Source organism: Escherichia sp. MOD1-EC6162, from assembly GCF_002965125.1.
Taxonomy (GTDB): Bacteria; Pseudomonadota; Gammaproteobacteria; order Enterobacterales; family Enterobacteriaceae; genus Escherichia; species Escherichia marmotae.
The window spans coordinates 20998-34860 of record NZ_PTSB01000038.1 but is presented as its reverse complement, the minus strand read 5'-3'; the positions used below and the strand labels follow the sequence as shown (position 1 = coordinate 34860).

The 13863-nt window shown below is 50.6% G+C and carries 10 protein-coding genes and 1 pseudogene; 2 read left to right on the top strand and 9 right to left on the bottom strand.

What is annotated here, in order from left to right; genetic code table 11:
* A pseudogene (locus tag A9587_RS21815) lies at positions 1 to 217 on the top strand (IS4 family transposase); the annotation flags it as partial.
* 54 nt (positions 218 to 271) lie between these two features.
* Here the strand turns inward: A9587_RS21815 and eno are convergent.
* The 5 genes from eno to rlmD all read right to left on the bottom strand — a co-directional run bounded on the left by eno (position 272) and on the right by rlmD (position 7993).
* Positions 272 to 1570 (bottom strand): phosphopyruvate hydratase, encoded by a 1299-nt coding sequence (gene eno, locus A9587_RS21810; protein ID WP_000036723.1) that lies wholly within the window; start codon positions 1568 to 1570, stop codon positions 272 to 274.
* Between the two features lie 87 nt (positions 1571 to 1657).
* Positions 1658 to 3295, bottom strand: coding sequence for a glutamine hydrolyzing CTP synthase (gene pyrG, locus A9587_RS21805; protein WP_000210856.1), 1638 nt, complete (start codon positions 3293 to 3295; stop codon positions 1658 to 1660).
* A 227-nt stretch (positions 3296 to 3522) separates the two neighbouring features.
* A complete protein-coding gene (gene mazG / locus A9587_RS21800; RefSeq protein WP_001071626.1) occupies positions 3523 to 4314 on the bottom strand; it encodes a nucleoside triphosphate pyrophosphohydrolase in 792 nt (263 codons plus the stop codon).
* 95 nt (positions 4315 to 4409) lie between these two features.
* Positions 4410 to 6644 carry a GTP diphosphokinase gene (gene relA, locus A9587_RS21795; protein WP_000226792.1) on the bottom strand — a complete coding sequence of 745 codons (2235 nt, stop codon included), beginning with the start codon at positions 6642 to 6644 and terminating at the stop codon, positions 4410 to 4412.
* Between the two features lie 47 nt (positions 6645 to 6691).
* The gene (gene rlmD / locus A9587_RS21790) at positions 6692 to 7993 is read right to left on the bottom strand and encodes a 23S rRNA (uracil(1939)-C(5))-methyltransferase RlmD (protein WP_000046776.1); all 1302 of its coding nucleotides are present in this window, start codon (positions 7991 to 7993) and stop codon (positions 6692 to 6694) included.
* A gap of 56 nt (positions 7994 to 8049) precedes the next feature.
* Between rlmD and barA the strand changes: the two genes are divergently transcribed.
* Positions 8050 to 10806, top strand: a complete 2757-nt coding sequence (gene barA / locus A9587_RS21785; protein ID WP_000186435.1) for a two-component sensor histidine kinase BarA — start codon at positions 8050 to 8052, stop codon at positions 10804 to 10806.
* A gap of 268 nt (positions 10807 to 11074) precedes the next feature.
* Here barA and A9587_RS21780 read toward each other — a convergent pair whose 3' ends face one another.
* The 4 genes from A9587_RS21780 to syd form a co-directional block, all read right to left on the bottom strand.
* Entirely contained in the window at positions 11075 to 11524 is a 450-nt protein-coding gene (locus A9587_RS21780; protein WP_000807727.1) for a flavodoxin, read from the bottom strand.
* A gap of 17 nt (positions 11525 to 11541) precedes the next feature.
* The gene (gene truC, locus A9587_RS21775; RefSeq protein WP_000889990.1) at positions 11542 to 12324 is read right to left on the bottom strand and encodes a tRNA pseudouridine(65) synthase TruC; all 783 of its coding nucleotides are present in this window, start codon (positions 12322 to 12324) and stop codon (positions 11542 to 11544) included.
* Positions 12324 to 12653 (bottom strand): YqcC family protein, encoded by a 330-nt coding sequence (locus A9587_RS21770; RefSeq protein ID WP_000206974.1) that lies wholly within the window; start codon positions 12651 to 12653, stop codon positions 12324 to 12326. The genes truC and A9587_RS21770 overlap by 1 nt, the downstream gene beginning before the upstream one ends.
* 620 nt (positions 12654 to 13273) lie before the next feature.
* The gene (syd, locus tag A9587_RS21765; protein ID WP_000342441.1) at positions 13274 to 13819 is read right to left on the bottom strand and encodes a SecY-interacting protein; all 546 of its coding nucleotides are present in this window, start codon (positions 13817 to 13819) and stop codon (positions 13274 to 13276) included.
* Positions 13820 to 13863 lie beyond the last annotated feature (44 nt).

Below are 13863 nucleotides of genomic sequence, written 5' to 3'. Positions count from 1 at the left end.
ACTGAGTTTCTCAGAATCATGCGGAATGGTGATGAGAATGCTGATGACATTGCAGGGCGCTTCACCGGGACGTATACCGGAGCTGATGCGCGATCTTGCAAGTATGGGACAACTTGTGAAATTACCGACAAGAAGGGAAAGGGCCTTCCCGAGAGTGGTGAAGGAGAGGCCCTGGAAATACCCCACAGCCCCGAAAAAGAGCCAGTCAGTTGCTTAACTGACTGGCATTACAGCCCGAAGGCTGGCATTTTTAAATCAGATAAAGTCTGACTTATGCCTGGCCTTTGATCTCTTTACGACCGTTGTACGGTGCTTTTTCGCCCAGAGCTTCTTCGATACGAATCAGTTGGTTGTATTTAGCAACGCGGTCAGAACGGCTCATAGAACCCGTTTTGATCTGGCCTGCAGCAGTACCAACAGCCAGGTCAGCGATGGTAGCGTCTTCAGTTTCACCAGAACGGTGAGAGATTACTGCAGTGTAGCCAGCGTCTTTCGCCATCTTGATTGCAGCCAGAGTTTCGGTCAGAGAACCGATCTGGTTGAATTTGATCAGGATGGAGTTAGCGATGCCTTTTTCGATACCTTCTTTCAGGATCTTGGTGTTGGTTACGAACAGGTCGTCACCAACCAACTGGATTTTGTCGCCCAGAACTTTGGTCTGGTATGCGAAACCGTCCCAGTCAGACTCGTCCAGACCATCTTCGATGGAAACGATCGGGTACTGTTTGGTCAGTTCTTCCAGGAAGTGAGTGAATTCTTCAGAGGTGAAAGCTTTGTTGCCTTCGCCAGCCAGAACGTATTTACCGTCTTTGTAGAATTCAGAAGCTGCGCAGTCCATCGCCAGAGTGATGTCTTTGCCCAGTTCATAGCCAGCAGCTTTAACAGCTTCAGCGATAACAGCCAGAGCTTCAGCGTTGGAACCCAGGTTCGGCGCATAGCCACCTTCGTCACCAACAGCAGTGTTCATACCTTTCGCTTTCAGAACTTTTGCCAGGTGATGGAAAACTTCAGAACCCATGCGGATGGCTTCTTTCACAGTTTTCGCGCCAACCGGCTGAATCATGAATTCCTGAATATCAACGTTGTTGTCAGCGTGCTCACCACCGTTGATGATGTTCATCATCGGAACCGGCATGGAGTATTTGCCCGGAGTACCGTTCAGTTCAGCGATGTGCTCGTACAGCGGCATACCTTTAGCAGCCGCGGCAGCTTTGGCGTTAGCCAGAGATACAGCCAGGATTGCGTTTGCGCCGAATTTGGATTTATTTTCAGTGCCGTCCAGGTCGATCATGATCTTGTCAATGCCAGCCTGATCTTTGGCATCTTTGCCAATCAGCGCCTGAGCGATCGGGCCGTTAACCGCAGCAACAGCTTTGGTTACGCCTTTGCCCAGGAAACGGGATTTGTCACCATCGCGCAGTTCCAGTGCTTCACGGGAACCAGTAGAAGCACCTGACGGAGCAGCCGCCATACCGACGAAACCACCCTCCAGGTGTACTTCGGCTTCAACAGTCGGGTTACCACGGGAGTCGATGATTTCACGACCGATGATTTTTACGATTTTGGACATTAGGGTTTCCTCAAGTCACTAGTTAAACTAAAACTCCAGACAAACAACGCGTACCCTGGGTACGCGTTGCCGTTCTAACTTTTTTACTTACTTCGCCTGACGTTTCTGGAACTCGCTGGCGGCTTTTACAAAGCCAGCAAACAGCGGGTGGCCATCACGTGGAGTAGAAGTAAACTCCGGATGGAACTGACAAGCCACGAACCACGGGTGATTCGGAACTTCGATGATCTCGACCAACTGATCATCCCCGGAACGGCCCGCAACGCGCAGACCTGCATCTTCAATCTGTTTCAACAGCATGTTGTTGACTTCGTAACGGTGACGATGACGTTCAACAATTGTCGGCGCATTGTACAGTTGGCGAACCAGGCTATCGTCAACCAACTGGCACTGCTGCGCGCCAAGACGCATGGTGCCACCGAGATCGCTATTCTCGCTACGAACTTCAACGTTGCCGTTTTCATCACGCCACTCGGTAATCAGCGCCACAACCGGGTACTTACAGTCTGGCACAAATTCCGTAGAGTTGGCGTTCTCCATGTTGGCAACATGGCGAGCGTAATCAATTAACGCCACCTGCATACCCAGGCAAATACCCAGATAAGGAATATTGTTCTCACGCGCAAAGCGCGCGGTAGTAATCATGCCCTCTACGCCACGGTAACCGAAACCACCAGGTACGAGGATCGCATCCAGGCCTTTAAGGATTTCAACACCGCGTGTTTCAACATCTTGTGAATCGATCAGTTTGATGTTGACGCTAACACGATTTTTCAGCCCGCCGTGTTTCAGTGCTTCAATCACGGATTTATAAGCGTCCGGCAGTTCAATGTACTTGCCGACCATACCGATAGTGACTTCACTTACCGGATTCGCTTCTTCAAAGATAACCTGTTCCCATTCGGACAGATTAGCTTCCGGGCAGTTCAAGCTGAATCGTTTACAAATATAATCGTCCAGCCCCTGAGATTTCAACAGGCCTGGAATTTTATAGATAGAATCGACGTCTTTCAGAGAAATAACCGCTTTTTCCGGAACATTACAGAACAATGCAATCTTCGCACGTTCGTTCGCCGGAACGGCGCGATCTGAACGACAAATCAGGATATCAGGCTGGATGCCGATAGAAAGCAGCTCTTTTACAGAGTGCTGAGTCGGCTTGGTTTTGACTTCACCAGACGCAGCCATGTACGGCACCAGGGTCAGGTGCATGAACAGCGCGTGTTCACGACCAATATCAACAGCCAACTGGCGAATCGCTTCAAGGAACGGCAGGGATTCGATGTCACCGACAGTACCGCCGATTTCGACCAGAACCACGTCGTGGCCTTCACCGCCGGCAAGAACGCGTTCTTTAATAGCGTTAGTAATGTGCGGGATAACCTGTACGGTTGCGCCCAGATAGTCGCCACGGCGTTCTTTACGCAGAACGTCAGAATAGATACGACCCGTGGTGAAGTTGTTGCGGCGGCTCATTTTGGTGCGAATGAAACGCTCGTAGTGCCCCAGGTCCAGGTCGGTTTCAGCGCCGTCTTCAGTAACGAACACTTCCCCGTGTTGGATTGGGCTCATAGTACCTGGATCGACGTTGATGTACGGATCCAGTTTCATGATGGTCACATTGAGGCCACGGGCTTCAAGAATGGCTGCGAGGGAGGCTGCGGCAATGCCTTTACCCAGAGAGGATACGACCCCGCCGGTCACAAAAATATAGTTCGTTGTCATGCTGAACCTGAGAAGTTAGGTTGAAAAGACGATGGAATAACCAGGACGGGAAAGCAGTATACCCGAACATGACCTGTGCCACAAACTTTCATTATCCCTCCTCTTCGCCAGCGCACAATTGAAATCAGGAGTGAGAAAATAGCCCCTTTGGGGTAAATGTTTTTGACGCAAATCAAGCGCTTGTCATTTAAAAAATGACACAAATCGCGCTTGACCGTGTAATTTCCTTAGAGATCAATTTCCTGCCGTTTTACCTGCTGCCAGACTTCTTCCATTGTTTCGAGGTCAACACCTGTCATTTCCAGTCCACGCGCGGCAACAATCCGCTCCACTTCGCGAAAACGACGCTCAAATTTTTCGTTAGCTTTTTGTAGCGCAATCTCTGCTTTCGTCCCTAAATGGCGGGCCAGATTGACCGTCGCAAACAGCAGGTCGCCCATTTCCTCCTCCAGTTTAGCCTGGTCCACTACAGCCTGCCGCGCCTCGTACATGACCTCGTCAATCTCTTCGTAAACTTTATCGACCACCGGGCCAAGCGTCGTCCAGTCGAAGCCAACGTTGGCGCAGCGTTTCTGGATTTTTTGCGCACGCATTAAGGCCGGTAAACTGCGAGGAATATCGTCCAGCGCTGAATGTTGCGCCTTCTGCGCGCGCTCTTCGGTTTTGATCTGCTCCCAACGGGCAAGAACTTCACTGCTGTTATCGGCAGAACTGTCAGCAAAAACATGCGGATGGCGGCGCTCTAACTTATCGCTGATCGCCGCGCAAATATCATTAAAGTCAAAGCGCCCTTCTTCCTGGGCCATTTGCGCGTAAAACACCACCTGGAACAGCAAATCGCCCAGTTCACCGCGCAGATCGTCAAAGTCTTCGCGGGCAATGGCATCCAGCACTTCATAAGTTTCTTCAAGGGTATAAGGTGCAATAGAAGCGAATGTCTGCTCTTTGTCCCACGGACAGCCGTTTTCCGGGTCACGAAGACGCTGCATGATAGTGAGCAAACGGTCGATTTGATTCATTGGAATGTCCTGAAAATTGCGGGTCTGTCAGGTGTAACACCTTCGAGTAAAGGATATCGTCGGATACGGCTGACGCCATATCCGGCTATGTAAGATTAATTCCCGTGCAGTCGTCTTGCATCGATAACATCTGGCACCTGATTGAGTTTACCCAGCACGCGCCCCAGCACTTGCAGGTTATAAATCTCAATGGTCATATCGATGGTCGCCAGTTGCTGTTTCGTGTCGCTGCGGCTGGCAACGCCAAGCACATTCACCTTCTCATTGGCGAGAATAGTGGTGATATCACGCAACAATCCACTACGATCATTGGCCTGCACGCGAACCACCAGCGAGTAACCAGCGGAGTAGCTCTCGCCCCATACCGCGTCAACAATTCGTTCCGGCGCATGGGAGCGCAGTTCCGCCAGTTGTTCGCAATCGGCGCGGTGTACGGAGATCCCGCGGCCCTGGGTAATGAAACCGACAATCTCATCGCCAGGAATCGGCTGGCAGCAACGCGCGATGTGGTGCATCAGGTTGCCCACGCCTTCTACCACTACACGACCGTTATCTTTACTGCGGTTTTGTGGTGTATAGCTTTTTTGCTGAAGCTGTTTCAGTGCGGCGGCGTCCTGCTCTTCGGCGCTCGGCTTATTAAATTGCGATTGCAGGAAGTTGACCATCTGATTGAGACGGATATCCCCGCCACCAATCGCCGCCAACAACTCGTCGACGTCATTGAAGTTGTAACGCGGCAGCAGATATTTTTCTGCTTCCTTCAGACTGATCCCCAAATGTTCCAGTTCGTCGTCAAGGATTTGCCGTCCTGCCAGAATATTTTTGTCACGATCCTGTTTACGGAACCAGGCGTGAATTTTCGAACGCCCGCGGCTGGTTGTAACATAACCCAGGTTTGGGTTTAACCAGTCACGGCTGGGATTCGGCTGTTTCTGGGTGATAATTTCAATCTGGTCACCCATCTGCAACTGGTAGGTGAATGGCACAATGCGCCCGCCAATTTTTGCCCCGATGCAGCGGTGCCCGACATCACTATGGATGTGGTAAGCGAAATCCAGCGGCGTTGATCCCGCAGGCAGATCAACAACATCACCTTTCGGCGTAAACACATATACCCGATCATCAAAGACCTGACTGCGTACTTCGTCGAGCATTTCGCCAGAATCAGCCATCTCTTCCTGCCACGCAATCAGTTTACGCAGCCAGGCAATCCGGTCTTCATGTCCCGAACGTGCGCCGCCAGCAGCCGCGCCTTCTTTGTATTTCCAGTGCGCAGCAACACCCAACTCTGCATCTTCATGCATCTGTTTGGTGCGGATTTGGATCTCAACGGTTTTGCCGCCCGGCCCCAACACTACGGTATGAATAGACTGATAACCGTTCGGTTTCGGGTTCGCAACGTAATCATCGAACTCATCCGGCAAGTGGCGATAGTGAGTGTGCACTATGCCCAGCGCGGCGTAACAATCCTGCAAACGTTCCGCGACGATACGCACCGCACGAACATCAAACAGCTCATCAAAGGCGAGGTTCTTTTTCTGCATTTTGCGCCAGATGCTGTAGATGTGTTTTGGGCGGCCATACACTTCAGCTTTAACGCCTTCAGCTTTCATCTCTGCACGCAGATGCCCCACAAACTCTTCAATGTAGTGTTCGCGGTCGAGGCGGCGCTCATGCAGCAGTTTTGCAATACGTTTGTACTCGGTCGGGTGGAGGTAACGGAAGCAGTAATCTTCCAGTTCCCATTTCAGTTGCCCAATCCCAAGACGGTTCGCCAGCGGCGCGTAGATATTGGTGCACTCTTTTGCCGCCAGCACGCGTTCATCTTCCGGCGCATCTTTTACTTCGCGCAGATGGGCAATTCGCTCCGCCAGTTTGATGACCACGCAACGGAAGTCATCGACCATCGCCAGCAACATCCGGCGAACGTTATCGACCTGTTCGGAGGAAACAGAATCGGTGTGCGTTGCTTTCAGTTGGCGGATTGCCGCCATATCGCGCACACCGTGAATAAGATTAACGACCGACTTACCGACACTCTCGCGCAGTACGTCTTCGCTGACGACGTTTGCATCGGCCAGAGGGAACAGCAGCGCAGCCCGCAGCGTGTCAATGTCCATACTTAATGTCGAGAGGATCTCCACCATCTCGACACCACGCCACAACAGCAAACTGGCATCCGGATGCCCCTGCGTCTGCTGCAGACAATACGCCCAGGTTTCGGCTAAGCACTCACACGACTTCTGGCTGGCAATGCCCAGACTTGCGATCCATTTTTCCGGATCAAATTCACCAGCCTTATTGATATGTGCACTTCTTACCGCAACCATCGTCCTCTCCTTTAGGGACCTGACCTGCTGAAATCAGCAAATCGTAACTATTTAACGCGCGAGAAAAGTACCATCGATTCCAGATGCCCCGTGTGTGGGAACATATCCAGCATCGCCAACCGCGCAATGGTATATCCTGCTTTTAATAACGCCTCGCTATCCCGAGCCAGCGTCGCAGGGTTACAGGATACATAAACTATACGAATAGGTTCCAGTTTTATAATTTGTTGCATAACGCCTGCTGCACCAGCACGCGCCGGGTCCAGCAACACTTTATCAAAGCCGTTTTTTGCCCACGGCTGCTTTGTGACATCATCTTCAAGATTTTCGTGATAAAACGTCACATTATGTAAGCGATTAAGACTCGCGTTCTGCTGGCCTTTTTCCACCAGCGCCGGAACCCCTTCCACACCAACAACACTTGCCGCACGGGTCGCTAACGGCAGCGTAAAATTGCCCATACCACAGAACAGATCCAGCACACGATCATCAGGCTGAACATCCAGCCACTCCAGCGCTCGCGCCACCATTTTCTGGTTCACACCCGCATTGATCTGAATAAAATCACGCGGACTAAAGGTTAAGCGCAACCCGTTTGAGTCATACCAGGGCATCTCGCCAGAGACGGTTTCGAGTATCTCACTATCGGGGGCGAGATACAGATCCAGGCCTTCAGAATGCGAAAAGCGTTCCAGTTTTTCGCGATCTGCCAAACTTAGCGGTGCGGTATGGCGTAAAATCATCAACAGGCCGCTGGTTGCCTGCACCAGTTCAACATGACCAAGATGGCGCATAGCTTGTAAGCTGTCCAGGCATGCCCTGACTTTGGGCAACAACGCTTCAAGTTGGGGCACTAAAATAGGGCATTGTTTAACGTCGACAATGTCACTGGAACCCGCTTTGCGAAATCCCATCTGGAGTTGTTGTTTTTTCGGTAGATAGTTCAGACTTAAACGCGCGCGACGGCGATAACCCCAGGGGACATCGTCGATCACTTCAGAGACGTCGTGTTTCATTAACCGGGCGAGTGCTGCGCTTTTGCTACGCTGCTGGAGTTCGACGCTGGCGTGTTGTTGCTGACAACCGCCGCATACGCCAAAATGAGGGCAGCGTGGCGTTTTGCGTTCCGGGCTGTCGCTTAACCTGCGCACGACCTTAGCGCGGGCGTACTGTTTTTTATCTTCAGTAACAGTAACTTCCGCGTTTTCCGGCGGTAGTAATCCAGGAATAAATAACGCTTTGCCGTTATGTCGCGCCACGCCCTGACCAAAAGAGTCGAGGTCGTTGACTGAAACGGTTATGATCTGACGCGTCGTCGCGCGTCGTTTTGCAGAGTAGAATTGCGCCATTGGCGAGACTTTCTCAATTTAACAGTGTGACCTTAATTGTCCCATAACGGAACTCCATGACCAACTACAGCCTGCGCGCACGCATGATGATTCTGATCCTGGCACCGACCGTCCTTATTGGTTTATTGCTTAGCATCTTTTTCGTCGTGCATCGCTATAACGACTTGCAGCGTCAACTGGAAGATGCCGGTGCCAGCATTATTGAGCCGCTTGCGGTTTCAACGGAATATGGCATGAGCCTGCAAAATCGCGAATCTATTGGTCAATTGATCAGCGTTTTGCATCGTCGCCATTCCGATATTGTTCGTGCCATTTCGGTTTATGATGAAAATAACCGACTTTTTGTCACCTCCAATTTTCATCTTGATCCTTCATCAATGCAGCTCGGCAGCAACGTGCCATTTCCGCGCCAACTTACTGTCACACGTGATGGCGATATTATGATCCTGCGCACGCCGATTATTTCTGAGAGTTATTCTCCCGACGAATCACCCAGCAGCGATGCCAAAAATAGTCAAAATATGTTGGGATATATTGCTCTTGAGCTGGATCTTAAATCAGTGCGCTTGCAGCAATATAAAGAGATCTTTATTTCTAGCGTGATGATGCTGTTTTGTATTGGTATCGCGCTTATTTTTGGCTGGCGCTTAATGCGCGATGTAACCGGCCCAATTCGCAACATGGTGAATACCGTCGACCGCATCCGCCGAGGGCAACTCGACAGTCGGGTGGAAGGATTTATGCTCGGAGAGTTGGATATGCTGAAAAATGGCATCAACTCGATGGCAATGTCGCTGGCGGCTTATCACGAAGAGATGCAGCACAATATCGACCAGGCGACGTCCGATCTGCGTGAAACGCTGGAACAGATGGAAATTCAGAACGTTGAACTGGATCTGGCGAAAAAACGCGCCCAGGAAGCGGCGCGTATTAAGTCAGAGTTTCTGGCAAACATGTCGCATGAGCTGCGTACACCGTTGAATGGCGTTATTGGTTTTACCCGCCTGACGTTGAAAACAGAATTAACACCAACGCAGCGCGATCACCTCAATACTATTGAACGCTCGGCAAATAATTTGCTGGCAATTATTAATGATGTTCTCGATTTCTCAAAACTGGAAGCAGGCAAGCTGATTCTGGAAAGTATTCCATTCCCACTACGCAGCACGCTGGATGAAGTGGTAACGCTACTGGCGCATTCTTCTCACGATAAAGGACTGGAATTGACGCTCAATATTAAGAGCGACGTGCCCGATAACGTCATTGGCGACCCGCTGCGTTTACAGCAAATAATCACTAACCTGGTGGGGAATGCGATTAAATTCACCGAGAATGGCAACATCGACATTCTGGTAGAAAAACGTGCGCTGAGTAATACCAAAGTACAGATTGAAGTGCAGATCCGTGATACCGGCATTGGTATTCCTGAACGTGATCAATCGCGTTTGTTCCAGGCCTTCAGACAGGCAGATGCCAGTATTTCACGCCGTCATGGCGGCACCGGGCTGGGGCTGGTGATTACGCAAAAACTGGTCAATGAAATGGGCGGCGATATCTCGTTCCATAGCCAGCCGAATCGTGGTTCAACCTTCTGGTTCCATATTAATCTCGATCTGAACCCGAATATTATTATCGAAGGGCCATCCACTCAGTGCCTCGCGGGTAAACGCCTGGCTTATGTCGAACCGAACTCTGCAGCCGCCCAGTGTACGCTGGATATTTTAAGCGAAACACCGCTGGAAGTGGTTTATAGCCCAACGTTCTCCGCGCTGCCTCCTGCACATTACGACATGATTTTGTTAGGGATTGCGGTAACCTTCCGCGAACCGCTGACGATGCAGCATGAGCGGTTGGCGCAAGCGGTGTCAATGACCGATTTTCTGATGCTGGCACTTCCGTGCCATGCACAGGTCAATGCCGAAAAGCTCAAGCAAGATGGTATCGGCGCGTGTCTGCTGAAACCCCTGACGCCTACACGTTTGTTGCCTGTACTGACGGAATTTTGTCATCAAAAGCAAAACACACTTTTGCCTGTTACCGATGAAAGTAAGCTGGCAATGACGGTTATGGCTGTTGATGATAATCCGGCAAACCTGAAACTTATCGGCGCATTGCTGGAAGATATGGTGCAGCATGTTGAGCTGTGCGATAGCGGACATCAGGCGGTTGAACGGGCGAAACAGATGCCGTTCGATTTAATCTTAATGGATATTCAAATGCCGGATATGGACGGCATTCGGGCATGTGAACTCATTCACCAGCTCCCGCATCAGCAGCAAACACCAGTTATCGCGGTAACGGCGCACGCGATGGCCGGGCAAAAAGAGAAACTGCTTGGCGCGGGAATGAGCGATTATCTGGCGAAACCGATTGAAGAAGAGCGGTTGCATAATTTGCTGTTACGTTACAAGCCCGGCAGTGGCATTTCTTCTCGCGTCGTGACGCCAGAAGTGAACGAAATTGTGGTGAATCAGAATGCGACTCTCGACTGGCAACTGGCACTGCGCCAGGCTGCAGGAAAAAACGATCTGGCGCGCGATATGCTGCAAATGTTGCTCGATTTCCTGCCAGAAGTTCGCAACAAAGTTGAAGAACAATTGGTTGGAGAAAACCCGGAAGGCCTGGTTGATTTGATCCATAAACTGCATGGCAGTTGCGGTTATAGCGGCGTACCGCGAATGAAGAATCTCTGCCAACTAATCGAACAACAGCTACGCAACGGTACTAAAGAAGAAGATTTGGAGCCGGAGCTACTGGAACTGTTGGACGAGATGGATAATGTGGCGCGCGAAGCCAGTAAAATTCTCGGTTAATAAACCTCTTGTCGAGTAAAAACCGGCTTCTTTATGAAGCCGGTTTCAGATTGGTGGCAAGTACCTGTGTTTATGCCGAATGCGGCGAGAACGCCTTGCCATGTCTACAACATCATATGAAGTGGTTCACTTGACTCCAGGCAAACGCTAGTAAAAATGCCCCTTAAGAAGGCACATTTACTGGCATTTGCCTGAAAAAATTCGATTCAGCATCGCTGAAACAATATTTTTGCCGACCATTAGGTATATCAGCAAAAATAGCGAGGACTCAGGACAACAGCGTGCCCCAATGTTCAACCCACGGGTTTGATTCCGTTTCTGGTTCCGGGGTCTCGCTGGCATCAATCAGCAGCATTTCCCCTACCCGCTGCGCGCTTTGTTCCTGCAACAAAGCATCGAACTGTTTGCCACCATTGCAGAAATTCACATAACTGCTGTCGCCAAGGGCAATCACGCCATAACGCAGGTTCGGCTGGAAACCGAGGTTATCCTTTATTCCCAGAAAGAGCGGCACAATGCTGTCAGGAAGGTCGCCCTGCCCGGTGGTCGAGGTGACTACCAGTACGTACTTGTCCTGATAGGGTAGCCAGTCACTTAACTCTGGATCTTCAAATACCGTTGCTTTGTGTCCTTGCCCGGACAAAATGGCTTCCGCTTCTTCTGCAACTAACAATGCGTTGCCGTACATGGTGCCAACAAAAATACCAATTTCCGCCATACCGTTTTCTCCCTGGATTAGGAACTCATCTCACCATCCTGACCGGATGCCGCGCTGAACTCAACCCTTTCATTTTCAGGAAGTAGACCGCGCCAACCAAACTGTGATAACGCCTGCATCCAGGTGTCGTCCAGACCCGCGTAAATAGTGAGCGGCTCACCAGTAAAAGGATGCGTCAATGACAACTGGCTGGCATGTAGCATTAACCTCTGCAGGCCGAAATGTTCAGCCCCGCTGCGGTTCTGGCGCAAATCGCCGTGTTTGCTGTCCCCAATGATGGGATGACGCAAATGGGCCAGATGGCGGCGTAGTTGGTGTTTACGTCCAGTTTTCGGCTCCAGTTCCACCAGGCCATAGCGCGTGGTCGGGTAACGTCCAGTCGCCACAGGCATTTCCACCGTCGCCAGACCGCGATAATGCGTTACCGCTGGCTGTGGACCTTTATCTTCGCGGGCATATTTATCAGCGATTTTGTCCAGTTCTTCTACCAGCGGATAATCCAGCTCCGCCTCATCCATCAGCCAGCCACGCACAATCGCATGGTAACGTTTCTGGATTTGGTGCTGTTCAAACTGTTGCGCCAACAGTCGCCCTGCCTCACTGGATAACCCCATCAGCAATACGCCAGAAGTCGGGCGATCCAGACGATGCGCGGTAAAAACATGCTGACCAATCTGGTCACGCACAGTTTGCATCACCACAACTTTCTCGTCGCGATCCAGCCAGCTACGGTGGACCAGCCAGCCGGACGGTTTATTTACCGCCACCAACCATTCATCCTGGTAGAGTATTTCCAACATCAGTTAGCATCATCCGCAAAAAGGGCATCCAGCTTTTCCAGCTCCGCCAGAATAAGCGCTCGTTGCGGGTGATCCGTCGCCAGCGCCATTTCATAGTACGGCGCCACAGCAAATGCCCCTGGTAATGGCTGATTGTTATCTAATAAATCGTGCATCCGCGGGATAAGCACCCACTGCAACCACTCCAACGGTTCCATGGTGTCCATAAAAAACGGTTGGGTACTGTTGAATAGATGCGGCTGGGGTTCATCATTGCGCCAGTGCTGATGTTCACGCAGCAGCGCTTCAAGCGCCTGTAACTGGAAACGAACGCGGTCATGAGTAGTCATAAAGCAGCCTCAAGTAAAAAACTGCCGCGAAGAATAGCAGGAATAAAAAAAGGGAGCACTGTATTCACAGTGCTCCCGATTCGTTTCGCAGCATTCCAGCTACTTTTGTTGCTCCCTGCTCATCCTTGACAACTTTTCCTTTAGCCTTACGGCCAATCGTTCATCCTGAACTATTGCTCCCTGCTCACACCACCCCGATGTGATACTTCATCCTGAAGTGTCCCTGGCCTTCCTGACCCACCGAATCATCCTGACCGGTTCTCATTCTCCATCCTGGAGGTGTCCTTTAACGCGTCCTGCGTTATCCTCTTCGCTTCATCCGGAAGCCTTTCCCTGAAACACCATCCTGGCGTGTCCTTCAGAAGTGTCATCATCCTGATGTTCACTTCATTGTCTGACTCCCTGTCGACGAAGATAGAATCGTCTTTTTCACTGCGTCTTACAAGGAGCTTACAGACAATGCCTTAAGGATAATTTCATATGAAAGTCGAAAAAACAACAATAAGCAATTGATTTCAAATCAAAATATCAAATCTCATCTTATTAAGTATTCGCTTATTTCCTGGCGATCTCCTACAGGGTCTGTAAGAGATCTCTCACAACAAGACGGGGTATTTGGATTACAGAAGAGGCTTAAGTTGGTTGAGGAATTCCGCAAGATTTGAGGCTAAATGCGCCCGTTTACGCGTTCCCAGTGTCTCTTTGCATACTTCGCCTGAGAGATTACACACCGAGATTACCTCCAGCTCTTCTTCCAGCGTCGCGATAAATAGCGTAGGCGGCAGTTTTAGACGTTTCTGAGTAACCAAATGGCCAATCAGATTTTCCTGCACTCGACGGAAGTCATCTTCGCTCCAGGTTTGCAGTAATGTCAGTTTGATATCACCAAACTGCGCATGCATATCCCCGGCAAACTGGGTCGTATAGAAGGTATGAATTGTGGGTTGTATCACAATATCAAACGCCCGTTCAACCGCGTTTACATTTTGCTCACCGGTAAACGGTTGAGGTTGCCAGTATACGGCGTCTTCGGTGGTTGAAATAATGCATGGCGAAGGAACGCCATACAGCTCCTCACTTAACGGCCAGCTTTTATACTGTTCATGCCAGGCATCGCAGTAGCGCGCAGTAAAATCCTTCAGGGCTTGTGCGGTCAAATCGTCCACTAATTTCTCTCTTCACTTAAACCAGATACACTTGTTGTTTAGTT

Coding starts and splice junctions, on each gene's coding strand:
- eno (WP_000036723.1), bottom strand. CDS start 1,570: ATGTCCAAAATCGTAAAAATCATCGGTCGTGAAATCATCGACTCCCGT.
- barA (WP_000186435.1), top strand. CDS start 8,050: ATGACCAACTACAGCCTGCGCGCACGCATGATGATTCTGATCCTGGCA.
- A9587_RS21770 (WP_000206974.1), bottom strand. CDS start 12,653: ATGACTACTCATGACCGCGTTCGTTTCCAGTTACAGGCGCTTGAAGCG.
- relA (WP_000226792.1), bottom strand. CDS start 6,644: ATGGTTGCGGTAAGAAGTGCACATATCAATAAGGCTGGTGAATTTGAT.
- rlmD (WP_000046776.1), bottom strand. CDS start 7,993: ATGGCGCAATTCTACTCTGCAAAACGACGCGCGACGACGCGTCAGATC.
- mazG (WP_001071626.1), bottom strand. CDS start 4,314: ATGAATCAAATCGACCGTTTGCTCACTATCATGCAGCGTCTTCGTGAC.
- truC (WP_000889990.1), bottom strand. CDS start 12,324: ATGTTGGAAATACTCTACCAGGATGAATGGTTGGTGGCGGTAAATAAA.
- pyrG (WP_000210856.1), bottom strand. CDS start 3,295: ATGACAACGAACTATATTTTTGTGACCGGCGGGGTCGTATCCTCTCTG.
- A9587_RS21780 (WP_000807727.1), bottom strand. CDS start 11,524: ATGGCGGAAATTGGTATTTTTGTTGGCACCATGTACGGCAACGCATTG.